This is a genomic window from Pseudomonas sp. MPB03, assembly GCF_046605385.1.
Lineage (GTDB): Bacteria > Pseudomonadota > Gammaproteobacteria > Pseudomonadales > Pseudomonadaceae > Aquipseudomonas > Aquipseudomonas zanjanensis.
On record NZ_CP176770.1, the window covers coordinates 3,124,973 to 3,149,819 of the forward strand.

Consider the following 24,847-nt stretch of genomic DNA (forward strand, 5'->3'; position numbering starts at 1 on the left):
GCAAAACAGAAGTTTGGGTTATTTAGGGTAAAGCGGCGGCAATCCGGAATCACCCGCCGAATCCAGCGCCCCTTCGGTGGGCGGGATGGTACGAATGGCCCGCCACAAGTCTTCGCCTTGCCAATGCTGGCCGGTTTCGCTGTAGAGCGCGCCGTTGAGGCCATCCAGGGCGTCGGACAGCGGCACGAAACGCGCGGCCATGTCGGCCAGGGTTTCCGGTTGCTGGCGGGCCCAGGCGTCCAGGGCTTGGCGGGTGGCGTGGGGGTCGTTGGCCAGGCAGGTACGCTTGAGGTCGTCCAGCAGGGTGCGTGGGCTCGGTCCGGCCTGGGTCGAGCGCAGGATCGCCGGCTGCCAACGGGCGCGCCACCACAAGCCGAAGCCGAGCAGTGTCGTGCAGGCCAGGATCAGGCTGCTCAGTTGCCAATACCACAGGGTCTCGCTGTCCACCGTGGTCACGATCTGCGTCGTGCTGGCCGGTGTATCCACCATCAGGCTCGGATTGTTCGCCACTTGCAGGGTCCGCGCCGGGAGGCTGGTGCGGTCCAGGTGATCTTCCAGGGTGTTCCACCAGACCACTTCCACCGGTGGCAGCTCGATGGTGCCGCTGCGGTTGGGCACCAGCGCCTCGCGGTCCTCGCGGCTGCCCACCAGCCCGCGTTCACTGCTGCGGCTGCTCAGTACCGGTTGGTCCGGATAACGCCGCAGGCCATTGATCTCGGTGGCCGGCAACGGTGGCAACTGGGCGCTGGCCAGGCCTTCGGCTTCCAGGGTCAGGCTGCGGGTCAGGGAATCGCCGACCTGGCTGTGGGTCGGCTCCGGGCTCCAGCTTTCACTCAACGACAGGCTGCGTGCCGGCAGCCAGGGCACGTCGGCCGGGTAGCTGGCCGGCTTGGGTTTGACGCTCAGCAGCAGTTGCTCGGAGCTGACCCGCATCAATTGGCCGGGCTTGGGGCCTGAAGGGGCGGCGTCCTGGGCCACCGGTTCGACCAGGGTGGCACTGAAGGTCTGGGCCGGAATCGTCAGCTCGCCGCTGCGCTGCGGGTAGATGCCATAGCGCAGTTCGATGACGCCATGGCGCACATCGTTGATGACTTTTTCATAGGTGCGCGATTCGCCCAGTTGTTCGGTGCGCGCATCGGGGATGTGCAATGGCGTCAGGCTGCTGTCGTCGTACAGCGACACCGAATGATAGATGCGCAGGGTCAGGATCGCCTGGGCCTGCACATACACGTCGTGCTGGTCGAGGCTGGCTTCGATGAATACTGGCGCCAGGGTTCCCGAGGCGTTGCGGGTTTCGCTTTCGATGACTTGCAGGGTGATCGGCTGGCTGCTCACTTCGCCCAGTTGCAGCGGCGGAATGACCACGGTGCCGCTTCGACGTGGCAGCAGGGTGATGATCCAGCGAGTGGTGGCGCGGTTCTCGCCGTCGAGGGTCGTCAACTGATTGACCTGGCGGGTGCCGCGCACATCGAACAAGGCCTGGAGCGGGCTCAGGTCGGGTTTGCCGAACAACGTGGCGTCATTGGATTCCAGGGTCAGTTCCACCGTTTCCCCGGAGTTCAGGCGGCTGCGGTCCACACTGGCCGTCAGCTGTGCAGCCTGGGTTCCAGAGGCCCAGAGCAGCAAGGCGAGGAGGTAGGCGGTGAAGCGGGTCATGGGGTTTTTCCCTGGGCCTGATGGCTTTGCTGTTCATACCAGAATTTACGCCTGAGCAGCTCGCCGGGGTTATCCGGGATCTGGCGCAACCATTGTTCCATGGCCTGGCGTTGTTCTTCTTCATTGCGCTGGCCGCCGGCGGGACGCAGCGGCGGCGTGGTGGTCTGTTCATCAGGCAGCTCGCTACCCGGCACATCCTGGGCGGTGGGCGGCTGTGCGGCCCGTGGAGGCTGGGATTCGTCCGGCGTCGCGGTGGTCTCGGTGGATGGCTGTCCCGGTTCGGAAGACTGGCTCGTCGAAGTGCTATCCGGCGCTTGCTCGGAGGGGGCTGGTTCCTCGTTTTCCGCGGGCTTGGGCTCTGGCGCCGGTGGTGCCTGCTCCTTCAACAGGCTCTGCACCAGCGCCTTGTTGGTCTGGGCCGGGCGCAGGTCGGGTTGCAATTCCAGGGCTTGTTCGTAGGCATCCAGTGCGGCCTCCAGCTCACCGCTCTTGGCCAGGGCGTTGCCACGATTGTAGTGGGCACGGGCGTCGTTGCCTTCGGCGAAGCGCCGGGCGGCTTCGCTGTATTGACCGGCTTCGTACAGGGCGACGCCTTGCCATTGGCTGTCCTCGAAGCGGGCGGCGGCTTCGGCGGGGCGCTTTTGCTTGAGCAAGTGCTGGCCCTGTTGATCGGCGCGCAGCCATAGGTCCTGGAATTCGAAGGCGTGGCCGGTTTGCGGCAACACGAATAGCAGCGGCAGGCAGAACAGCCAGCCTCGACGTCCGGCACAGGCGGCCAGCAGCAACAATGGCAGGAGCAGCCAGTAACCCTGGTCGGCCCAGGTGTCCAGGCGCAACGTCTGGCCGTCACTGCGCAGATGGCGAGGACCGTCCAGCAGGCCCAGGCCGCGCAGGTCGCTGTCATCCAGCCGCGCCGGTCGGTAGCGGCCATCCAGTTCGTTGGCGAAGGCCTTGAGGCCCGGGCTGTCCAGGCGCGGCACCAGGATCGAACCCTGGGCATCCTTGAGGTAACTGCCATCTTCCTGGGCCACCGGTGCGCCTTCCCGGGTGCCGATGCCCAGCATCAGCCATTGCGTGGCGGAGCCGTCCAGGACTTGGCGGATGCCTTCACGCTCCTGTTCGTTCAACGAAGAGCCGATCAGCAGGATCCGACCGTGGCCAAGTTCACCCTGGTCCAACAGGGCCATGGCCTTATGGACCGCCAGGTCGGCGCGATGACCGCCTTGGGGCATGATCGACGGTGCGACGGCTTCGAGCAGGTTGGCGCTGGTGGCCAGGTCGTCGGACAGCGGCACCAGCGTGTGGGCGCTGCCGGCATAGACAATGATCGCGGTCTGGGCATCGCTGCGGTTCTGCAGCAGGTCCAGCAACTTGCGCCGGGCCTGTTCCAGGCGCGTCGGCGGGACGTCGGTGGCGAGCATTTCCGGGGTCAGCTCCAGTATCACCACCAGCGGATCGGCGGGTTTCTGGCTGGTCTGCTCGACCCGCGCCCAGCTCGGCCCCAGCAACGCCAGCACGATCAACGCCCAACCCAGGCCCAGGGCAATCCACGGCAGCCGGCTTTCCCGGCCACTGCCGCCACTGAGCAGCACGGCGTGGAAGGCCGGCGGCAAGATCATCTGCCAGCGGCCCACTCGCTTCTGCCGATGCCACAGTTGCCAGAGCAACCAGCCCAGCAACGGCAGCAGCAACACGAACCAGGGGCGCAGCCAGTGTGGCCAGAGGGCGATCATCGACGCCTCCGCAAGCGCAGCCGCTTGAGCCGTTGGCGCCACTCGGTGTGTTGGGCCGGTTTGAACAGCGCCTGGTTAAGCAGGCGCTGCAGTGGATTGTCCGGCCAGCGCGTCCGGGCCGCCAGCAGCACGCTCAGCAACAGCGCAACGGTCAGGGGCCAGTGATACAGCGCCAGGGCAGGGCGCGCTTGGGTCGGTTGCTGGGTCACCGGTTCGAGCTGGTCGAGGGTGGTCTTGATCGCCAGCAGTTGCTCACCATCCTGGGCGCGGAAATAACGACCGCCCGTGACCTGGGCAATGTCCTTGAGGGTCGGCTCGTCGAGGTCCAGGCTCGGGTTGACGCCGAGGAAGCCCGCCGTACCGCTTTGTTCCGGGTCGGCACCGATGCCGATCGGGTAGATTTTCACGCCTTCGTCGGCGGCCAGCTGCGCCGCAGTCAATGGATCGATTTCGCCGCCGTTGTTGGCCCCGTCGGTGACCAGGATCAACACGCGACTGTGGGCCGGGCGCTGACGCAGGCGCTTGAGGGCCAGGCCGATGGCGTCGCCAATGGCGGTATTCTTGCCGGCGATGCCGATGCGCGCCTCGTCGAGCCAACGCCGCACGGTGCGACGGTCGAAGGTCAGCGGCGCCTGCAAGTAGGCCTGGCTGCCAAACAGGATCAGGCCGACCCGATCACCCTCGCGGCCTTCGAGAAAATCCCCGAGCATGTGCTGGACCAGCGTGAGGCGGCTGACTTCTTCGTCCTTCCACTGCATGTCGGGAAAGTCCATGGAGCCCGAGACGTCCACCGCCACCAGCAGGTCGCGACCGCTGGCGGCAATGGGCAACGGTTCCCCCAACCACTGCGGCCGGGCGGCGGCGATCAGCAACAGCAGCCAGAGCAGGATAAAAGGTGCCTGTTGTCGCCAGGTCGGCAGATTGGCCCGGGCCCGACGGCCCACCAGGCCTTCCAGGTCGCCGAGGAAACTGACCTTGAGCGCCGGCTCGCCGCTGTCGGCCGCCGGCAACACCAGGCGCATCAGCCAGGGCAACGGCAACAGGGCGAACACCCATGGCCAGGCAAATTCAAACATGTTTGCGAATCCAGATTTCCACCGCCTGGGTCAGACCGGCGATGGCTTTGTCGTCGAGCTTGCATTCGGGCTTGTAGGCGCCTTCCACCAGTACCATCCAGCGTGTCAGGCCGGCGGCCGGGCAACGGTTGTCGAGGAAGGCCAGCCATTTGCGCCCGTTGAGGGTGTGGCTCTGGCTGTAGGGGTAATGGTTGCGACACAGACGCTTGAGCAACCCGTTGAGTTGCTGTAGCCAGGCACCGGCCGGCGCGCCGTCGTAGGGTTTGGGCAGCCGGGCGAGTTCGGCCAGGGCGGCCACGCGCACCGGGTCCAGGGGTTGCTCAGTGCGGTCCGTGGTGCGCTTGGCGGGAATGAAGCGGCGCAAATGCCACAGCCCCAGGCCCAGCAGCGGCAACAGCACCAGCAGCAACCACCAGCCCGGCGCGGGTGGCCAGAAGCCGATGGGCGGTGGCGCCATCAACGGTTGCAGTTGATCGAGACTGCTCATCGGCTTTTCCCGGCCCGCTTGGGGTTCAGGTATTCGCGCAGTTGCTCGACCATGTCGCCCTGGGTGCTCAGGGGCATCATCAGGATTCGCAGCTTCTGCGCCAGCAGCTCCCAACGTTCCTGGCGAGCGTCGGCCTGGGCGCGATAGGCCTGGCGCAACTCGACATTCAGGGTGTCGAGTTCCAGTTGGGCACCGCGTTGGGCGAAGCGCAGCAAGCCGGCGGCGGGCAAGGCGTGGTCCAGTGGGTCCGACAGCGGCAGCAGCAACAGGTCGCAATGGCGCGACAGCAGGCTCAATTGCTGCTCGGCGCTGTCGGACAAGGCACGCTCGTCGCAAATCACGATCACCAGGCTGCCGGGCCGCAGCACTTCCCGGGCTCGACGCAGGGCGATGCCGAACGAGTCGCGGTCCGGCTCGCCCTCGGTGTGCAGCGATTGGTTGACCCGCACCAGCCGGTTGAGCAATTGCAGAAGGCTCTGTTTGCTGCGCCGCGGCTTGACCTCGTAATGGGTGTTGTTGCCGAACACCAGGCCGCCGACCCGGTCGTTGTGCCCCAGCGCGGCCCAGCCGATCAGGCTGGCGGCCTGGGCGGCGAGCACCGACTTGAACATCAGCCCCGAGCCGAAGAACAGTCGGTGGCTTTGCTCGATCATGATGAAGATCGGCCGCTCGCGTTCTTCGTGGAATAGCTTGGTGTGGGGTTCCTGGGTCCGGGCGGTGACGCGCCAGTCAATGGTGCGTACGTCGTCGCCGGCCTGGTAGACCCGCACCTGGTCGAAATCCACCCCGCGCCCACGCAGCTTGGAGTGATGCAGGCCGATCAGCGGGCTGCGTTGGCCCGGTGTCGAGAACAGTTGCACCTCGCGCACGCGATGGCGCATCTCGATCAGCTCCGAAAGGCTGACGCGGATGCCCGATGCGGGCGCCAGGGAGTTATTCATGACGCATGCTCAAGCGACAGCGACGACGTCGAGAATCCGCTGCACGACCCGATCCTGGTCAATGCCGGCGGCCTCGGCTTCGAACGACAGGATGATGCGATGGCGCAGCACGTCGAACAGCACGGCCTGGATATCTTCCGGGCTGACAAAGTCGCGTCCGGCCAGCCAGGCATGGGCACGGGCACAGCGGTCGAGGGCGATGGAACCCCGCGGGCTGGCGCCGTAGGCGATCCACTCGGCCATCTCCGGGTCGAACTTCGCGGGGTTGCGGGTGGCCATGATCAGTTGCACCAGGTATTCCTCCACGGCGTCGGCCATGTACAAGCCGAGGATTTCCTTGCGCGCGGAGAAGATCGCCTGCTGGCTCACGCGACGTTCGGGCTTGGTCTCGCCATTCAACGCTTCACCCCGGGCCTGCTGGAGAATGCGGCGTTCCACGGCGGCATCGGGAAAACCGATCTTGACGTGCATCAGGAACCGGTCGAGTTGGGCTTCGGGCAACGGGTAGGTGCCTTCCTGCTCGATCGGGTTCTGCGTGGCCATCACCAGGAACAGTGGCGACAGCTCATAGGTGCTGCGCCCGACACTGACCTGACGCTCGGCCATGGCTTCGAGCAGGGCCGACTGGACCTTGGCCGGGGCGCGGTTGATTTCATCCGCCAGTACCAGGTTATGGAAGATCGGCCCTTGCTGGAACACGAAACTGCCGGTTTCCGGCCGGTAGATTTCGGTGCCGGTGATGTCGGCGGGCAGTAGGTCAGGGGTGAACTGGATACGATGGAACTGCGCTTCGATGCCCTCGGCCAGCTCTTTGATGGCCTTGGTCTTGGCCAGTCCAGGCGCGCCTTCCACCAGCATATGGCCGTCGGCGAGCAGGGCGATGAGCAGGCGCTCGATGAGTTTTTCCTGGCCGAGGATCTGCGTTGAAAGAAAGGTTCGCAGCGCCAGCAGCGCTTCACGATGTTCCATCGGTGACTGTTCCTGGAAAGGGTGGCCCCAGGCGTTCGGATAACGCCGGGGCTGGGGGCGTTACTTTAATGCATGGCAGGGGGTGGCGACTAACGGGATTTTGTCTGGTGTGTGGATTTGTGATCGGTTTGGAGTCGTTGTGGGAGCGGGCTTGCTCGCGAAGACGTAGTGCCAGGCAACATTTTCGTCGGCTGACCCACCGCCTTCGCGAGCAAGCTCGCTCCCACAGGGGGATTGGCGGTGGACGCAGGATCAAGGAACGCCACGGATCCAGTGTGGGAGCCGAGCTTGCTCGCGATGACGGCGGCACATTCAACCTCAATGCAGCCTGACCCACCGCTATCGCGAGCAAGCTCGGCTCCCACAGGGATTGGCGGTGGACGCAGGAGCTGGGAACACCACAGATCCAGTGTGGGAGCGAGCTTGCTCGCGATGACGGCGGCACATTCAACCTCAATGCAGCCTGACCCACCGCTATCGCGAGCAAGCTCGGCTCCCACAGGAGTTGGCGGTGAATGACTCAGCTCTTCCATGCCCCTGCATTCACCAGATTCACCGGCCGTTCCCCCGCCAACGCCGCCAGCAGGTTCTCCACCGCACAACGCGCCATCGCTTCCCGGGTCTCATGGGTGGCCGAGCCCATGTGCGGCGTCGCTACCACGTTGTCCATCTGTAACAACGGCGAATCGGCATTCAAGGGTTCGCGCTCGAACACATCCAGCCCGGCGCCACGGATCTGCCGGTTGCGCAGGGCCTCGATCAACGCCGCTTCATCCACCACTTTGCCCCGGGAGATATTGATGAAGATGCTCTCGGGGCGCATCTGCGCGAACGCCTGGGCGCCGATCAGCCCCTGGGTTTCGGCCGTGAGCGGCAAGGTCAGGCAGATGAAGTCCGCCTGTTGCAACAGCGTTTCGAGGCTGCAATAACGTGCGCCGAACCGTTGCTCGACCGCAGGCTTGGGCGAATGGCTGTGGTAGAGCACCGGCATGCCGAAGCCGAAATGCCCGCGTTGGGCCAGGGCTTCGCCTATGCGTCCCATGCCGATGATGCCCAGGGTCTTGCCATGGACATCGCTCCCGAAATGCCGCGGTCCGATGCTTTCCCGCCATTGGCCGGCACGGACCAGGTTGGCCAGTTCGACCACGCGGCGAGCGGTTGCCAGGATCAAGGCAAACCCGGTGTCGGCAGTGGTTTCGGTCAGCACGTCCGGCGTGTTGCTGAGCAGGATCCGGCGTTCGGTCAGGTAGTCGATGTCATAGTTGTCGACCCCCACCGAAACGCTGGCAATGGCTTGCAGGTTCGGCGCCAGGTCCAGCAGCGCCGCATCCAGCTTGAGGCTGGCGCCCAGCAGGCCGTGGGCCGTGGGGAGGGCGGCGCGCAGTTGCGCCAGGCCCTGGGCGTCGAGGCGTTCGATGAGCGTGACTTGGGCCTGGGCTTGCAGGCGTTCCATCAGTTGCGCTGACAGTTTCTTGTACAACACCACGTGCTTTTTCATGGGATGGGTCTCGATTCAGGAACGGGCGGGCGCCGGGTTGGGCGTCGCGGGGTGGGATACGGTCCGGTCGCTGGCGCCGGGCTTGAGGGCGAGGGTCAGTACCACCGACAGCAGCAACGCACCGCTCATCAGCAGGAAGGACATGCCAGGGGAGCCGGTGGTGCCGTTGAGGTAGCCCACCAGGTACGAGCCGCCGAAGGAACCCAGCGCGCCCATACTGTTGATCAAGGCCATGGCACCGCCGGCGACATTGGCCGGGAGAATTTCCGGAACGATGGCGAAGAACGGCCCGTACGGTGCATACATGCACGCGCCGGCGATCACCAGCAAGCCATAGGACCACCAGAAATGCTCGGCCCCCAGCAGGTAGGAGGCGTAGAACGCGATGGAGGCGATCAGCAGCGGCGGCCAGACAAAACGCTTGCGCTTCTGCGCCTTGTCCGACGCCCAGGACACCACCAGCATGCCGATCACTGCTGCCAGGTATGGCAAGGACGACAGCCAGCCGGCCTCGACCATGTTCATCTGCAGGCCGGCCTTGAGGATCGACGGCAACCACAGCACAAACCCGTAGACGCCGATGCTCCAGCAGAAGAACTGCAACGCCAGGATGATGACTTTGGGCGAGCGGAAGGCTTCGGCGTAGTTCTTCACCGCCTTGATGCCGACCTGTTCGGCCGCCAAGGCACTTTCCAGATCGTGTTTTTCCTGGTCGCTGAGCCACTTGGCCTGGGCCGGGCGATCATCGGCCAGGCGCCACCAGACAAAGGCCCAGAGCACCGCCGGCAAACCTTCGATGATGAACATCCAGCGCCAGTCGAATTGCTGTACCAAGTAACCCGATACCACCGACATCCACAGCATGGTCACCGGGTTACCGAGGATCAGGAAGGTATTGGCCCGCGAACGTTCGGCCCGGGTGAACCAGTGGCACAGGTACACCAGCATCGCCGGCATCACGGCGGCCTCGACCACCCCGAGCATGAAGCGGATCACGATCAGCCAGTAGGCATTGGAGACGACGCCGGTCAGGGTGGCCAGCGAACCCCAGAGGATCAGGCTGACGAAGATCAGCTTCTTCACGCTGTGCTTTTGCGCGTAGATCGCCCCCGGGACCTGGAAGAAAAAGTAGCCGAGGAAGAACAGCGCGCCCAGCAGCGACGACAGTCCTGGGGTGATCATCAGGTCCTCGGCCATGCCCGAGGCGGCGGCGAAGCCATAGTTGGCCCGGTCCAGGTAGGCCAGGCTGTAGGTGATGAAGACGATGGGCATGATGTACCACCAGCGGCGGGTGGCGAGGTTGGGCGTTTGCATGTCGTTGACTCCTGAGCTTGTTGTTTTTATGCAGCAGGTGCGTTTTGCGGTGTCCTCGATCGCGAGCAAGCTCGCTCCCACAGGGGTTAACTTGATCCCTTGTGGGAGCGAGCTTGCTCGCGATCGACGGTTTCAAATTCGGCCAATAGCTCAAGGCGCGTCGGTAACCCTTCCATGTCCCCACGGCTCTGCACCGCGCGGCTGCCAATCCAGTTGGCGCGTTGCACGGCCGCGGTGATGGCCTGGCCTTCGAGCAATGCGCTGATCAGGCCGACGGCGAAGCCATCCCCGGCGCCCACGGTGTCGACCACCTGGGCCACGGGCACGCCGGCGATGACGCCTTCGTCCAGCGGCGTGCGGTAATAGGCACCGTCCGCGCCGAGCTTGATCACGACGATTTCGGCGCCTTGGTCCAGGTAGAACGCGGCGATGTCAGCCGGATCGTCGAAACCCGTCAGCAGCCGGCCTTCGCCGAGTCCCGGCAAGACCCAGTGGGCGAGGGCGGCGAGGCGATTGATTTCAGTGACCATCATCGACTCGCTGCGCCACAGGCTCGGCCTCAGGTTGGGGTCGAACGACAGGCTGCGGCCGGCCTCGCGCATGCGGGTCATCAACTCAAAGGACATCTCGCGGGCCATGTCCGACAGCGCCGGGACGATGCCCGTGGCGTGCACGTGGCGGGCGTCAAGCAACGCCGGGGCGATGGAGTCGATCGACAGATGACTGGCCGCCGAACTGCGGCGGAAATACTCGACTTGCGGGTCGCTGCCATCGACGGTGCGGGATTTGAACTGGAAGCCGGTGGGGTGCTCCGGGTCGACCGCCACGTGGCGACAATCCAGGCCTTCGTTCTCCAGCGTCTGCGTCACGAAGCGTCCCAGGGAGTCGGCGCCGACCCGGCTCAGCCACGCCACCTTGAAGCCCAGCCGTGACAGCCCGATGGCCACGTTGCTGTCGGCCCCGGCGATGCGCTTGTGGAACTGCTCGACGCTGGCCAGGTCACCGCGCTGGTCAGCCACCAGCATCGCCATGGTTTCACCGAACGACAACACATCGAATTCAGACATGGACAGGCTCCCGGCGCGATTGCCCAAGACCGGACAGGGTGGCGACATGGCGGGTGGTCAATTGCAGCAAGTCATCGCCTTGCAACGGATACTCGGCGGCGCGCATTACGCCGGCGGGCATGTGCTTGAGCAGTTGTTCCCACAGGTGCAGGTCGGTCATGGCTGGAGGCGCGGCGACGAGTTTGCCGTCGGCGCGCCGGGCCACGGCCTTGCAATGCACATAGGCCACATACCGTCCGAGTTGTCGGGCGGCCACGGCGGCCGATTGGTCCTGCCACTGCCAATTGCCAATGTCGAAGGTCATGGCAACGGGCAACCCTTGGTATTCGGCGGCGGTGAAGAACCGTTGCAACGGCTCGATCCGCCCGCCGTACAAGGTCTGGTCGTTTTCCACCAGTAACTGCACCGGGCTTGCGGCGAGCACCTGGGCCAGTGCCGACAGGTCATTGGCGTCGGTGAAGTGACCGAGGGAAACTTTCAGCCAGGTCGAACCGAACGCCTCGCCACGTTGCAGCGCCAGCGCCAAGTCGGGGTTGGGCCTGGACTGGCCAGCGAGCCACAGCTCCAGTGGCGACGAGAAAATACTTTGCAGCCCCCGGGCCCGGGCAGCAGCGGCCAGTTCCGAAGGTTGTTCGGTGGTGAGCAATTCTTCGCGCCATTCGATGCGCGAAGCTCCGGCGGCGGCCAGCAGCTCAATGAAATTGCCCTGGCCATGCTGCCGGACCAGGTCGGCGCCGTAGCTGGAAAGACTGATGGAAACGGGTGGGGTGTGCATGGTGGCTGTTCCTCTGAAACCGGTTTCAGTTTTGTTCAAAAAAAGGGGGTGTGCTTCAGGGCTCATCGCGAGCAAGCTCGCTCCCACACGGGATCTGTGACGCACTGAAGACCCCCTGTGGGAGCGAGCTTGCTCGCGATGAGGCCGGCCCGATCACCGAGAAACCCCAAGCGTCGACCCCCGCTCAATCAACCGCGCCGCAAAATCCAGGGTCCGCACCGGCCCGTTGTCCCCACGCAAGCGCTTGAGCAGGCATTCGAACGCGCTGGCGCCGATCTCCGCTGTCGGTTGGGCCAGGGCCGTGATGCCGCTGCCGACCAGCGGGTACCAATCCAGGTCATCGAGGGCGATCAGGCCGACGTCGTCGAATAAGTGGCAACCCAGCTCGCGCAACACCGTCGTGGCGGCCAGGGCGGCAATGCCATTGGCGCAGAACAACGCCTTGGGGCCAGGGCCCGGCTGGGCAAGAAAGGTCTTGATGCGCGTGGTCAATTGGTCACAGGTCTCCACCACAGAGCCGGCCAGGGCAGGCCGTTGGTGGATGCCGGCCTTGAAACTCTCGACCCGCTCGATTCGCGAGCTGGTGCCGTCGAACGGCTCGGTCACCAGCAACAGATCGCGGTAGCCCCGTTGCTCGAGGTGATCGAGGGCCATTTCGATGGCCGCCGGGTTGTCCAGTCCGACCAGGTCGCTGTCGAGCCGATCGACCTTGCGATCCACCAGCACCAGAGGCATTTCGCTGCGCAATTCGAACAATTCGTCACGGTGGTGACCCAGCGTGTTTACGATCAGCCCTTCGATGTTGTAGGCGCGCAACAGCGCCAGGTGCTGGCGTTCCTGCTCGTCATCGCGGTCGGTGTTGCACACCACCAGGCTATAGCCATGGCGACGACAGGCGGTTTCCACGCCATGCATCACGGCAATCGAATAAGGGTTGCGGATATCGGCCACCAGCATGCCGATCAGGCGTGTGCGCCCGCGCTTGAGGCCGCGGGCCATCTGGTTCGGCCGGTAGCCCAACTCACTGATGGCCTGGTCGATGCGCCGGGCGATGGCCTCGGAGAGCAGGGCACGGTCTTCGCCGATGAAACGCGAGACACTGGCCTTGGAGACTCCGGCGCGTTCGGCGACGTCGAGCATGGTCACGCGGTTGCGCTGGGCGGCGGAGAAAGAATTCACGGATAGAAACCTGCTTATTGGATTTATTAGCGGTTCTGAAACCGGTTTCAGGAAACACTAGAACCCAATCGGTCGTCAAGGGTGACGTGTCAGCAGCACGACCGATGGTGGTTCGCATCAGGGGCGCCGAACCACCCAGTCAATTTGCAGCGCGCCAGGCCGTGTGGTTAGCTGCCTGCCTCTCCCAGCCCCTTGACTGCCGAAACCACCATGAACTTTACCCAGCCTCGTTTGAGATTGCTGTTGATACTGAGTGTGACCTTGTTGGTGGTGGGCTGCGCGTCCTACATCCTGTTTCGCCACAGCGGCGCGCCAGCCGATGAAGGCTTCGCCGCCGAGCAATTGAACGAAGGCGGCATGGAAGACATCGGCACGCTGGCACTGCCGGAGGTGGAGAAGCGCCTCAATTATTTGATCCAGGACACCGGTGAGACCCTCAGGTCCCTGGAGCGGGTCAGCGACGTGCAATTGAGCCTGACTGTCGAGACGACCGAATCCGTCGGCGAGCAGCCGTTGCAATACGAGTCGCTGTTTGTCCCGTTCACCAGCGCGCAGCTGAAAGCTGAATTGGCGTCGATCCAAGGCCTGCGTTTTGCCCAGAGGCTATTTGCCGATGGTTCCGAGGTGCGGCTCGATACCAGCACGCTTGATCCACTCTGGAAGCGCGCCGCCATGCCGGATGAGCCGACGGCCGAGCAGTATCTGCCGCAGCGCTTGGTTTTTCGCGATGGCAGCGAAAAAACCTTCGACGAGCTCAAGGCGCCACCCAAGGTCGAGTCCGACGACATGATCGCATCCCATGACGCCTTCGCACTTGCGGTGAACAAACCGCTGGCGAGTCTCGGCTTGACAGTCGCTTACCGCAGCTATCCGGCGTTCAGGAAAGTGGTGCTGGACAAGGATCAGCCGAAAGTGACCCTGGACGACGGCCAGTCCTTCCAGCTCACGGCCCTGGGTGATGGCAGCGCTTCCGTGCGCTTGAGTACGCTGAAATTGTCGACCTTCGTGGTGCAAGGGCTGGACGATGAGGGCAGGGCGCTCTACAGCAACGGGAACAGCTCCCGGGCGTTCCCCTCCGAGGGCGATATCGCGGCGTTGCAGGACTATTACAAAGCGCTGCTGCAGACCAAGGACGACCTCGATCAGATCAAGAGCGGCCAGGCGGTGCAACAGCGGTTGGAACGCGTGACCGAGGCGCTGGTCGCTCAGGCGGGGCCGCTGCAAAACACCGAGGTCGACTACCAATTCGAGGCCACCCCGCAACGCATCGTCATCCATGTACTCGATCCGATGGAAGACAACAGCATTGAGTTCACCCAGGTCGACAACGTCCTGGCAGCCCAAGCGCGGTACATCGCCCTGGACCGCAAGGCCGAGCGCTATGGCTTCATCGACCAGGCTGGCCAGTGGTTGATCAAGCCCCGTTGGGTGCAGGTGCAAGACAGCCCGGTGGCCGATACCTACACCTTGTTTTACCCGGAGAAGTCCAGCGACCCGGAATCGGAGTGGCAGGCGTTGCGCAGCCAGCTCGCCTATTTCCCCGCCGGTAGCAACAAGCTCGTCGACCTGCCGTTCGAACACATCACCGAGGCGCTGAGCAATGGCCTGCTGTTGGTGGAGCGTGAAACCAACGGCCCTTATGGGCTCTACGATGCCAGGCATCATCGGTTTGTGTTACCGATGAAATTCGTCAACCCCACCGTGACCGATAACCTGTTCATCGCCCGTCTCGGCAAGCGAACTGATCTCATGGAAGGCCTGTACGGCGCTTATACCCTGGACGGCAAGGAGATCCTGCCGACGCAATTCTCGGGCATCGAGCACAGCGCGGGTCTGCTCTACGCCAGCTCCGCCGATCGAAGTCGTGAGGATGTTTTCGACCTGGAAGGCAAACGGATCAACCTTCCGGGCTACAACGTGGTAGGCCGGTTTGTGGGGCAGCAGCCGCTGTTGGTGCAGGACACCAAAAGCAAGAAGTTCGCTTTTATCGATCGCCAGGGCGCGCGACTACCGATCAAGTTGCCTTATGACGAAGTGACGCCGTTTTCCAACGGCATGGCGGTGGTCGGGCGCGATGACAGCTACGGTGCCATCGACTTGGCGGGCCGGTTGCAAGTACCACTGGATTACCAGCAGATCAACGCGTTCCAGACCCGTTATGCAGCGGCGATCCGGGCGGGTGGGGGCTCCTCGCTGGTCTTGATCAGTCAGGACAACAAGGTGATCAAGGCGCTGGGGTCCTACACCAGCATGAAGGTGCCGGATAACGGCAATGAGGCCCGTTACTACGTGAGGGATCCGAAGAACGATGACGAGTACCTGGTTTATGACGCCGATGGCAATCTGGTGCAGAACGACAAATAACGGCGAATTCACTGACCCCGTGGCGAGGGAGCTTGCTCCCGCTCGACTGCGCAGCAGTCGCAAGGCGGCCTATGCCACTTGCCCATTACATCGCGGCGCCTGGTTTTGGGGTTGCTGCGCAACCCAGCGGGAGCAAGCTCCCTCGCCACGGGGTGCCTTTGGGACCAGGGTTGGCTGATGCCACAGGAGCGTGTTCGTGTCCGGATCTCAGAGTTGGCTTATATAGGTCCCCGTCCCCTTGAGAATGTTCTGCAACGTCAGTTCCACTTCCGCCAGGTCCGCCGCATCGGTGTCGTGGATGATCTCCAGCACATCGTCGCCATTCAACGCATCGGCATCCGCCGTGGCAATCTCAATCAGCAAGCGGGTCGGGCTGAGGGTGACCTTGACGCCGTCCAGGGTCGAAGGCTCTCCATCCAGGGTGATTTCCAGTTCGTCTTCGTCGGGGTAGCGCGTCATCAGGAACATTTCGCCCTGGGCGCTGTGGCAGCAGAGCATGGCCATGTTGTCTTCTTCGTCGTCGCACGGGTTGGCGATCAGAAGGGCGGTGGTCATTTGCATGGTGATGCTCCAGGATCGAGTGCACCGGCGGGGTGCAAAAAGTGGATTTTGCCAGCCTGAAGGATTTTCTGCTGGTTTACCGCCTCGGGGTGCCGTTTGGTCCCCAGCCTGCTAGGGTTGTTCGGTGCGCACCGGCTGTTTAGCGAGCCGATGACCGAATATGTCGCAGCGCTGCAAGCAGGCAGGATGTCGCACTCGTTAAGCTGCGCAACGGATGTGCACCTGCAAAGTCCACCCCGGGGTGATTTTTGCAGGTGTCCATGACATGAAATTACATGGAAAAGGATGTGACCTGCCGGTCCTGTCCAGCTTCACCCACCTGTCATCCTGTTTCCTCTGCCCGAGAATCAGGAACGGGATGGCCGACGGCCCCGAAAGGGGTTGCACGCGACGCTACCATCAATAACAAGCCCAAGCGGAGTACCACAGATGGCGTTCTTCACCGCAGCCAGCAAAGCCGACTTCCAGCACCAACTGCAAGCGGCACTGGCGCAGCACATCAGTGAACAGGCACTGCCACAAGTGGCGCTGTTCGCTGAACAATTCTTCGGCATCATTTCCCTCGACGAACTTACCCAGCGCCGGTTGTCCGACCTCGCCGGCTGCACCCTGTCTGCCTGGCGCCTGCTTGAGCGCTTCGACCACACGCAACCGCAGGTGCGCGTCTACAACCCCGATTACGAACGCCACGGCTGGCAGTCGACCCACACGGCCGTGGAAGTGTTGCACCACGACCTGCCGTTCCTGGTGGACTCGGTCCGCACCGAGCTGAACCGTCGCGGCTACAGCATCCATACCCTGCAAACCACCGTCCTGAGCGTGCGTCGCGGCAGCAAGGGCGAGTTGCTGGAGATCCTGCCGAAGGGCACCCAGGGCGACGACGTGCTGCAAGAGTCGCTGATGTACCTGGAAATCGACCGCTGCGCCAACGCCGCCGAACTCAACGTCCTGAGCAAGGAGCTTGAGCAAGTGCTGGGCGAAGTGCGCGTGGCCGTGGCCGATTTCGAACCGATGAAAGCCAAGGTCCAGGAAATCCTCGACAGCCTGGACAGCAGCGCCTACGCCATCGACGCTGATGAAAAGAGCGAGATCAAGAGCTTCCTGGAATGGCTGGTGGGTAACCACTTCACCTTCCTGGGCTACGAAGAGTTCGTGGTGCGCGACGAGGCCGATGGCGGCCACATCGAGTACAACCCCGATTCGTTCCTCGGCCTGACCAAGTTGCTGCGCGCCGGCCTGACCGCCGAAGACCTGCGCATCGAAGACTACGCCGTCAATTACCTGCGCGAACCGACGCCGCTGTCGTTCGCCAAGGCCGCGCACCCGAGCCGCGTGCACCGTCCGGCCTACCCCGACTACGTGTCGATCCGTGAGATCGACGCCAACGGCAAGGTCATCAAGGAATGCCGCTTCATGGGCCTGTACACCTCTTCGGTGTATGGCGAGAGCGTGCGGGTCATCCCGTACATCCGCCGCAAGGTCGCGGAAATCGAGCGTCGCTCGGGCTTCCAGGCCAAGGCGCACCTGGGCAAGGAACTGGCCCAGGTGGTCGAAGTGCTGCCCCGTGACGACCTGTTCCAGACCCCGGTGGACGAGCTGTTCAGCACCGTCATGTCCATCGTGCAGATCCAGGAACGCAACAAGATCCGTGTGTTCCTGCGCAAAGACCCGTACGGCCGTTTCTGCTACTGCCTGGCCTACGTGCCGCGTGATATCTACTCCACCGAAGTGCGCCAGAAGATCCAGCAAGTGCTGATGGATCGCCTGAAGGCCTCGGACTGCGAGTTCTGGACCTTCTTCTCCGAGTCCGTACTGGCTCGCGTACAGCTGATCCTGCGGGTGGACCCGAAAAACCGCATCGACATCGACCCGTTGCTGCTGGAAAAAGAAGTCGTGCAGGCCTGCCGCAGCTGGAAGGACGACTACGCCAGCCTGGTCATCGAGAGTTTCGGCGAAGCCCAGGGCACCAACGTGCTGTCGGACTTCCCGAAAGGCTTCCCGGCCGGCTACCGCGAGCGCTTTGCCGCGCACTCGGCCGTGGTCGACATGCAGCACCTGCTGAGCCTGAACGAAAAGAATCCGCTGGTGATGAGCTTCTACCAGCCGCTGGGCCAGGTTTCCGGCCAGCGCGAGCTGCACTGCAAGCTGTATCACGCCGACACGCCGCTGGCGCTGTCCGACGTGCTGCCGATCCTGGAAAACCTCGGCCTGCGCGTGCTGGGTGAATTCCCGTACCGCCTGCGCCACACCAACGGCCGCGAATTCTGGATTCATGATTTCGCCTTCACCGCCGCCGAAGGCCTGGACCTCGACATCCAGCAACTCAACGACACCTTGCAGGACGCCTTCGTCCACATCGTGCGTGGCGATGCCGAGAACGATGCGTTCAACCGCCTGGTGCTGACCGCCGGCCTGCCATGGCGCGACGTGGCATTGCTGCGTGCCTACGCCCGTTACCTGAAGCAGATCCGCCTGGGCTTCGACCTGGGTTACATCGCCAGCACCCTGAATAACCACACCGACATCGCGCGCGAGTTGACCCGGTTGTTCAAGACCCGCTTCTACCTGGCGCGCAAGCTCAGCGGCGACGACCTGGAAGACAAGCAGCTGCGCCTGGAGCAAGCGATTCTCTCGGCCCTCGACGAGGTGCAGGTACTCAACGAAGACCGCATCCTGCGTCGTTACCTGGACCTGATCAAGGCGACCCTGCGGACCAACTTCTACCAGACCGACGCCAACGGCCAGAACAAGTCCTACTTCAGCTTCAAGTTCAACCCGCACTTGATCCCGGAACTGCCGAAGCCGGTGCCGAAGTTCGAAATCTTCGTCTACTCGCCACGGGTCGAAGGCGTGCACCTGCGCTTCGGCAACGTCGCCCGCGGTGGCCTGCGCTGGTCCGATCGTGAAGAAGACTACCGCACCGAAGTGCTGGGCCTGGTAAAAGCCCAGCAAGTGAAGAACTCGGTGATCGTGCCGGTGGGCGCCAAGGGCGGCTTCCTGCCGCGTCGCCTGCCCCTGGGCGGCAGCCGGGACGAGATCGCGGCCGAGGGCATCGCCTGCTACCGCATCTTCATCTCCGGCCTGTTGGACATCACCGACAACCTCAAGGACGGCGCGCTGGTACCGCCGGCCAACGTCGTGCGCCATGACGACGATGACCCGTACCTGGTGGTGGCGGCGGACAAGGGCACTGCGACCTTCTCCGACATCGCCAACGGCATCGCCATCGACTACGGCTTCTGGCTCGGCGATGCGTTCGCCTCCGGCGGTTCGGCCGGCTACGACCACAAGAAAATGGGCATCACCGCCAAGGGCGCGTGGGTCGGCGTGCAACGTCACTTCCGCGAGCGCGGCATCAACGTCCAGGAAGACAGCATCACCGTGGTGGGCGTCGGCGACATGGCCGGCGACGTGTTCGGCAACGGCTTGTTGATGTCCGACAAGCTGCAACTGGTCGCGGCCTTCAACCACCTGCACATCTTCATCGACCCGAACCCGGAGCCGGCCAGCAGCTTTGCCGAGCGCAAGCGCCTGTTCGACCTGCCGCGTTCGGCCTGGACCGACTACGACGCCAGCATCATGTCCGAAGGCGGCGGTATCTTCTCGCGTAGCGCGAAGAGCATCGCGATTTCGCCACAGATGAAAGAGCGCTTCGACATCAAGGCCGACAAACTGACCCCGACCGAATTGCTGAACGCCTTGCTCAAGGCGCCGGTGGACCTGTTGTGGAACGGCGGTATCGGTACTTACGTCAAGGCCAGCAGCGAAAGCCACGCCGATGTCGGCGACAAGGCCAACGACGCGCTGCGCGTGAACGGCAACGAACTGCGCTGCAAGGTCGTGGGCGAGGGCGGCAACCTGGGCATGACCCAACTGGGTCGCGTCGAGTTCGGCCTCAATGGCGGCGGTTCCAACACCGACTTCATCGACAACGCCGGTGGCGTGGACTGCTCCGACCACGAAGTGAACATCAAGATCCTGCTCAACGAAGTGGTGCAGGCCGGCGACATGACCGACAAGCAACGCAACCAGTTGCTGGCGAGCATGACCGACGAAGTCGGTGGCCTGGTGTTGGGCAACAACTACAAGCAGACCCAGGCCCTGTCCCTGGCGGCACGCCGCGCCTTCGTGCGGATCGCCGAATACAAGCGCCTGATGAACGATCTGGAAGCCCGGGGCAAGCTGGACCGTGCCATCGAGTTCCTGCCGACGGAAGAGCAACTGGCCGAACGTGTCGCGGCGGGCCATGGCCTGACCCGTGCCGAACTGTCGGTGCTGATCTCCTACAGCAAGATCGACCTCAAGGAAGCGCTGCTCAACTCCCTGGTGCCGGACGACGACTACCTGACCCGTGACATGGAGACGGCTTTCCCGCCAACGCTGGTGAGCAAGTTCTCCGAAGCCATGCGTCGCCATCGCCTGAAACGCGAGATCGTCAGCACCCAGATCGCCAACGACCTGGTCAACCACATGGGCATCACCTTCGTTCAGCGGTTGAAAGAGTCGACGGGCATGAGCCCGGCGAACGTGGCCGGTGCCTATGTGATCGTTCGGGACATCTTCCATCTCCCGCACTGGTTCCGCCAGATCGAAGCCTTGGACCACCAGGTCTCGGCCGACGTGCAACTGGAGCTGATGGACGAGCTGATGCGCCTGGGCCGTCGCGCCACGCGCTGGTTCCTGCGCAGCCGCCGCAACGAGCAGAACGCTGCCCGTGACGTCGCTCACTTCGGTCCGCACCTGGCCGCGTTGGGCCTCAAGCTCGACGAACTGCTGGAAGGTCCGACCCGCGAAGGCTGGCAGACCCGCTACCAGGCCTACGTGGCCGCCGGCGTGCCGGAGCTGCTGGCGCGCATGGTTGCCGGCACGACGCACCTGTACACCTTGCTGCCGATCATCGAGGCGGCCGACGTCACCGGTCAGAACGCCGCCGACGTGGCCAAGGCTTACTTCGCCGTGGGCAGCGCCCTGGACATCACCTGGTACCTGCAACAGATCAGCGCACTGCCGGTGGAAAACAACTGGCAGGCACTGGCCCGTGAAGCGTTCCGTGATGATGTCGACTGGCAACAGCGGGCAATCACCATCTCGGTCCTGCAAGAGGGCGATGGCGCCCAGGACGTGGAAACGCGCCTGGCACTGTGGCTGGAGCAGCACCGCGAGATGGTCGAGCGCTGGCGCGCCATGCTGGTGGACATCCGTGCTGCCAGCGGTACCGACTATGCCATGTACGCGGTCGCCAACCGCGAGCTGCTGGACGTGGCAATGAGTGGTCAGGCGGTCGTGACGGCCAACTGATCCGACGTTGAATGAAAAAGCCCCGCATTGAGAGATGCGGGGCTTTTTTTGTTTTTAAGATCCACTGTGGGCCCCTGTGGGAGCGAGCTTGCTCGCGATAGCGGTGGGTCAGCGACATTGAACTTGACTGATATATCGCCATCGCGAGCAAGCTCGCTCCCACAGGGGGGGACTGCTGTGCTGTGGTCGATTAGTTTTTCAACGGAATCAACACCGCCTCATCCTCGCCCATCACCATGAACACCAGCAGCTTCGCCGGTTGGCTCGCGCTGGCGTTTCTCGACACCAGGTGTTCGGAACCCGCCGCTTCATACCAGAATTCCCCGGCTTTGTAGGTCTTCGCCGGCTCGCCCTTGACCTGGGAAGTGATGGCGCCTTCGAGTACATAGGCCATGGCCGTGCCCTCGTGCTTGTGGGCGATGGACGCTTGGCCTGGCGCGTAGTTGACGGTCAGCATCATGGCTTTTTTACCTGGAACATTTTTCAGCATTTGCTCCTGCAACACCGTGACCTTCTCCGAAGGCGCGGCTTCGTGGGCATGGATCTGGGTAATGGGCAGCAGGCTGAGGGCGGCGAGCAGACAGAGTGTTTTCATGGGGGATGGCCTATTTGGTTTCGAGTGATTTCGCGCTGTCGCGGCGATGGACTCACCCTAAGCCCCGAGGCGGGGCAAGCAAACGTCCAATCTTTCGGAAGGCGGGTAGACCAATTGGCTGGGTCGATGAAGCCATTGGCCGATGGAGCTTTTGTGGCGAGGGAGCTTGCTCCCGCTGGGTGGCGAAGCCGCCCCAGAACAGGCGGCGCGTTCCATCACAGTCTTGCGTCTGCTGCGCAGCCGAGCGGGAGCAAGCTCCCTCGCCACAGGTGAAGTGCCTGGCGGGAATAGCACCGCAGCCTCAAACAATCGGAAAACTATTGAAATCCACGCTTCGAGCCAGGCGGTTGTCGATCAGGCTGATGAAACCTTGCACTTCCGGGCAGTTGAAGTGGGCTTGCATGGCCGCTTCCGATTGCCAGCGGGCGCTGACGTTCCAGCGGTCGCCATCGTCGGGGCAACGGTCGACCAGGTAGGCATCGCAGCCGGGCAGGGCGCGCAGGGTCTCGACGATTTGCTGCAATTGCCGGCCCAGTTCTTCCGAGCGACCGGCGGCGGCTTGCACCTGCACGGTATTGATCACTTGGCGAGACATTGTTCAGGCTCCTGAATCAAGTCGGACGGTGGTTATTCACGATCAATGACACCCGTGCAGGATAGGCCTGGCGGCCCAAGGCTCAAACAGCCAATGGGCGGATAAACGCCTAGTCCAATTCTCAAGCCACCTGCTGCAGAATGTCGCGCAAACGGTCCAGGGCGACATCGATGTCCAGGGTTTCGATCGCACCGAAACCGAAGAACAGGCCCGGTCGTACGGGCACATCATTGAAAAAACCCTCGAGGCTGTAGAGCCCGACCTCGGCTTTTCTCGCCAGCTCGATCACCAGCGCCAGATCCATCGGCACCTTGCACAACACCGCCATATGAAAGCCCGCGGTGGTCGGCACGGCCTCGAACCAGGGCGACAAGTCCCCGGCCATGCGCGCCAGAATCCGCTCGCGGCGCCCTGCATACAGGGTGTGGCAGCGGCGGATGTGCTTGAGCAGGCAGCCTTCGGCGATGAACTTCGCCAATGCCCACTGGGGCAGGGTGGAGGTGTGCTGGTCGGTGAGGCGCTTGGCCAGGATCACGGCTTCAAGGATCGCCGGTGGCAGGATCGCATAACCGAGTCGCAGCTCCGGCAACAGGGTCTTGGAAAAGGTGCCGACGTACGCCACGATCCCGCGCTCATCCAGGCTTTGCAGCGAGTCGGCGGGCCGACCTTCGTAGCGGAATTCGCTGTCGTAGTCGTCTTCGATAATGATCGCCCCCAACTCATAGGCCCGCGCCAGCAAAGCCTCGCGACGGGCCTGGCTCATGGGCATGCCCAGGGGAAATTGGTGGGAGGGTGTCACGTAGATCAACCGCGTGCCGTCGGGGATCAGGTCCACCCGCAGGCCTTGTTCGTCCACCGGCACCCCGGCCACCGTGGCGCCCTGGGAGCCGAACAGCAACCGCGCCGGCGGATAGCCGGGGTCTTCCATGGCCACCAGGCTGCCGGGACGGGTCAATACCCGCGAGATCAAGTCCAGGGCTTGCTGCGCGCCGTTGCACACCACGACGTCTTCGTCCTGGCAATTGACCCCGCGGGAAAACGCGATATGCCGGGCAATGGCATTGCGTAGCGCCGACAGGCCTTCGGGCTGGCTGTAGAAGCCCTTGGCGCTGGCGATCTGGCGCAGCGCGTGGGCGGTGCAGCGCCGCCAGTCGTCCAGCGGAAACTGGCCCTTGCCGGTAGCGCCACCGATGAAGTCGTAGCGCAGCGCACCTTCGAGGGTGGGATGGCGCATCAGGTCGGGCATGGTGCGCCAGGCCTCGACGACATCGGCACCGGCCAGTTCGCGGTGGCTTTGCTTGCGTACCACTTTGGCCGGCCGCGCATTGACGTAGGTGCCTTTGCCGATAATGCCAGTGAGGAAGTTTTCGTAGGTCAGTTGGGCGTAGGTGTCGGAAACGGTCTTGCGCGAAATACCCAGTTGCTCGGCCAGCAGGCGACTGGGCGGCAGTTGGGCGCCGGCGGCCAGGCGGCCGCTCTCGATGGCGCTGCGCAATTGTTGATACAACTGGCCCGACAGGTCCTTGCGGCCGTTGATGACAACATGAAGTTCCATACCCGCAAGCTCCTGGGCGATTGTTCGGCGGCCAGCGTCAAAAGCGCAAGATTACCCGCATTGTGCGATTGCGTTGAAGTTGCGTGGGGAAAATCCCGTCGATTGGACTTGTCTCCGGCTTTTTCGCCGAATTGGACCTGTCATTGACCGACCCCAGGGCCTACCGTGGGACGCTCGAATGCCACGGAGCCCGCCATGAGCCCGCGTCTGGATTACTACACTGCCTCCCCCGGGGCGATGCGCGCGATGATCGGCTTGGAAGCCCTGACCAGTCGCCTGAGTATCGAACCGGCGCTGCTGCACCTGATCAAGATCCGCGCTTCGCAAGTCAATGGCTGCGCCTTCTGCACCGACATGCATTCGGTGGAGGCGCGACGCCAGGGCGAGACCGAACGGCGGCTCTACGCGGTGGCGGTATGGCGCGACAGCGGTTTCTTCACGGCCCGCGAACGCGCCGGCCTGGCCTGGACCGAGGCGGTGACGCTGTTGGCGCAAAGCCAAGTCCCCGACGACGTCTACGCCCAGGCCCGGGCCTGCTTCAGCGAGGAGGAACTGGTGGACCTGACCCTGGCGATCAGCACTATCAACAGCTGGAATCGGCTGGCGGTGAGTTTTCGCCAGAGTCCGGGGGGGTGATTATCTGGATCAGGCTCTGAAGTGATCCCTGTGGCGAGGGAGCTTGCTCCCGCTCGGTTGCGCAGCGACCGCAAAATTCTTGGGCCGCTGCGCCCGAGGCGTCGGACCGGCCCAGCGGGAGCAAGCTCCCTCGCCACAAAAAGCAGTGTCGTTATTTGGGTAGCGGTGAGGTGTTGGCCGGTACTGGCGGCCGCTGGGGCTTGACCGAGGTGCCAAACGTATTGCCCATGCGCACCCCCGTGGCCGCCGGGGTCGCCAGGCCGACGCTGTTCGGCGCGCGTTCGTTGACCGGCACGTTCATGGTCTCCTGGGCCCGTTGCGCTGCGGTTGCGGCCTCGGGGTCATTACCCATCTGCCGGCTCAGGCAGTTGTAGTCGGGCGTCTTGTAGCCACCGACGGTCACCTCGATACAGCCCGGGGCTTCTTCGCCCTGGGCCCAGGGCATGGCCATGAGCAGCCCGAGGCCTGCCGCCGTTTTCATCCACTGTTTCATCACCGACCTCCTGGTCCGCCATGCAAGACGGTTCGTTGTCAGGGCATCAGTCTAG

The 24,847-nt window shown here is 63.6% G+C and carries 19 protein-coding genes; 3 read left to right on the forward strand and 16 right to left on the reverse strand.

What is annotated here, in order from left to right; genetic code table 11:
* Nucleotides 1-18: 18 nt before the first annotated feature.
* The 11 genes from ACLH0I_RS13845 to ACLH0I_RS13895 form a co-directional block, all read right to left on the reverse strand.
* On the reverse strand, nucleotides 19-1,656 hold the full coding sequence (locus tag ACLH0I_RS13845) for a BatD family protein (protein ID WP_411387376.1): 1,638 nt from the start codon (nucleotides 1,654-1,656) through the stop codon (nucleotides 19-21).
* A complete protein-coding gene (locus ACLH0I_RS13850) occupies nucleotides 1,653-3,389 on the reverse strand; it encodes a tetratricopeptide repeat protein (RefSeq protein ID WP_411387377.1) in 1,737 nt (578 codons plus the stop codon). Before ACLH0I_RS13850 ends, ACLH0I_RS13845 begins: the two co-directional genes overlap by 4 nt.
* The gene (locus ACLH0I_RS13855) at nucleotides 3,386-4,465 is read right to left on the reverse strand and encodes a vWA domain-containing protein (protein ID WP_186728543.1); all 1,080 of its coding nucleotides are present in this window, start codon (nucleotides 4,463-4,465) and stop codon (nucleotides 3,386-3,388) included. The genes ACLH0I_RS13850 and ACLH0I_RS13855 overlap by 4 nt, the downstream gene beginning before the upstream one ends.
* Entirely contained in the window at nucleotides 4,458-4,952 is a 495-nt protein-coding gene (locus ACLH0I_RS13860; protein ID WP_411387378.1) for a DUF4381 domain-containing protein, read from the reverse strand. The genes ACLH0I_RS13855 and ACLH0I_RS13860 overlap by 8 nt, the downstream gene beginning before the upstream one ends.
* A complete protein-coding gene (locus tag ACLH0I_RS13865) occupies nucleotides 4,949-5,893 on the reverse strand; it encodes a DUF58 domain-containing protein (RefSeq protein ID WP_411387379.1) in 945 nt (314 codons plus the stop codon). The genes ACLH0I_RS13860 and ACLH0I_RS13865 overlap by 4 nt, the downstream gene beginning before the upstream one ends.
* 9 nt (nucleotides 5,894-5,902) lie before the next feature.
* Nucleotides 5,903-6,862 carry an AAA family ATPase gene (locus tag ACLH0I_RS13870; protein ID WP_039589986.1) on the reverse strand — a complete coding sequence of 320 codons (960 nt, stop codon included), beginning with the start codon at nucleotides 6,860-6,862 and terminating at the stop codon, nucleotides 5,903-5,905.
* Nucleotides 6,863-7,382: 520 nt separating this feature from the next.
* A complete protein-coding gene (locus ACLH0I_RS13875) occupies nucleotides 7,383-8,360 on the reverse strand; it encodes an NAD(P)-dependent oxidoreductase (RefSeq protein WP_411387380.1) in 978 nt (325 codons plus the stop codon).
* 15 nt (nucleotides 8,361-8,375) lie between these two features.
* Nucleotides 8,376-9,674: an MFS transporter gene (locus ACLH0I_RS13880; RefSeq protein ID WP_250965130.1), complete on the reverse strand. Its 1,299-nt coding sequence runs from the start codon at nucleotides 9,672-9,674 to the stop codon at nucleotides 8,376-8,378.
* 86 nt (nucleotides 9,675-9,760) lie between these two features.
* A complete protein-coding gene (locus tag ACLH0I_RS13885) occupies nucleotides 9,761-10,741 on the reverse strand; it encodes a sugar kinase (RefSeq protein WP_250965129.1) in 981 nt (326 codons plus the stop codon).
* Nucleotides 10,734-11,516: a sugar phosphate isomerase/epimerase family protein gene (locus tag ACLH0I_RS13890; RefSeq protein ID WP_411387381.1), complete on the reverse strand. Its 783-nt coding sequence runs from the start codon at nucleotides 11,514-11,516 to the stop codon at nucleotides 10,734-10,736. The genes ACLH0I_RS13885 and ACLH0I_RS13890 overlap by 8 nt, the downstream gene beginning before the upstream one ends.
* A 153-nt stretch (nucleotides 11,517-11,669) precedes the next feature.
* The gene (locus tag ACLH0I_RS13895) at nucleotides 11,670-12,695 is read right to left on the reverse strand and encodes a LacI family DNA-binding transcriptional regulator (protein ID WP_353050737.1); all 1,026 of its coding nucleotides are present in this window, start codon (nucleotides 12,693-12,695) and stop codon (nucleotides 11,670-11,672) included.
* Between the two features lie 210 nt (nucleotides 12,696-12,905).
* On the opposite strand from ACLH0I_RS13895, the gene ACLH0I_RS13900 reads away from it, so the two are divergent.
* Nucleotides 12,906-15,059, forward strand: coding sequence for a WG repeat-containing protein (locus ACLH0I_RS13900; protein WP_411387382.1), 2,154 nt, complete (start codon nucleotides 12,906-12,908; stop codon nucleotides 15,057-15,059).
* A 207-nt stretch (nucleotides 15,060-15,266) separates the two neighbouring features.
* Here ACLH0I_RS13900 and ACLH0I_RS13905 read toward each other — a convergent pair whose 3' ends face one another.
* Nucleotides 15,267-15,620, reverse strand: a complete 354-nt coding sequence (locus tag ACLH0I_RS13905; RefSeq protein ID WP_250965126.1) for a hypothetical protein — start codon at nucleotides 15,618-15,620, stop codon at nucleotides 15,267-15,269.
* Between the two features lie 429 nt (nucleotides 15,621-16,049).
* Here ACLH0I_RS13905 and ACLH0I_RS13910 point away from each other — a divergent pair, with 429 nt between their 5' ends.
* Nucleotides 16,050-20,918: an NAD-glutamate dehydrogenase gene (locus ACLH0I_RS13910; RefSeq protein ID WP_411387383.1), complete on the forward strand. Its 4,869-nt coding sequence runs from the start codon at nucleotides 16,050-16,052 to the stop codon at nucleotides 20,916-20,918.
* Between the two features lie 190 nt (nucleotides 20,919-21,108).
* On the opposite strand, the gene ACLH0I_RS13915 is transcribed toward ACLH0I_RS13910, so the two are convergent.
* From ACLH0I_RS13915 to ACLH0I_RS13925, 3 genes are all read right to left on the reverse strand, one after another.
* Entirely contained in the window at nucleotides 21,109-21,513 is a 405-nt protein-coding gene (locus ACLH0I_RS13915) for a cupin domain-containing protein (protein WP_411387384.1), read from the reverse strand.
* Between the two features lie 301 nt (nucleotides 21,514-21,814).
* Nucleotides 21,815-22,108, reverse strand: coding sequence for a putative quinol monooxygenase (locus tag ACLH0I_RS13920; RefSeq protein WP_122566412.1), 294 nt, complete (start codon nucleotides 22,106-22,108; stop codon nucleotides 21,815-21,817).
* Nucleotides 22,109-22,229: 121 nt separating this feature from the next.
* Nucleotides 22,230-23,663 (reverse strand): PLP-dependent aminotransferase family protein, encoded by a 1,434-nt coding sequence (locus ACLH0I_RS13925; protein ID WP_411387385.1) that lies wholly within the window; start codon nucleotides 23,661-23,663, stop codon nucleotides 22,230-22,232.
* Between the two features lie 195 nt (nucleotides 23,664-23,858).
* On the opposite strand from ACLH0I_RS13925, the gene ACLH0I_RS13930 reads away from it, so the two are divergent.
* Nucleotides 23,859-24,299, forward strand: coding sequence for a carboxymuconolactone decarboxylase family protein (locus ACLH0I_RS13930; protein WP_411387386.1), 441 nt, complete (start codon nucleotides 23,859-23,861; stop codon nucleotides 24,297-24,299).
* A 151-nt stretch (nucleotides 24,300-24,450) separates the two neighbouring features.
* Here the strand turns inward: ACLH0I_RS13930 and ACLH0I_RS13935 are convergent, their stop codons facing one another.
* Nucleotides 24,451-24,792, reverse strand: coding sequence for a hypothetical protein (locus ACLH0I_RS13935; RefSeq protein WP_411387387.1), 342 nt, complete (start codon nucleotides 24,790-24,792; stop codon nucleotides 24,451-24,453).
* Nucleotides 24,793-24,847: the final 55 nt, after the last annotated feature.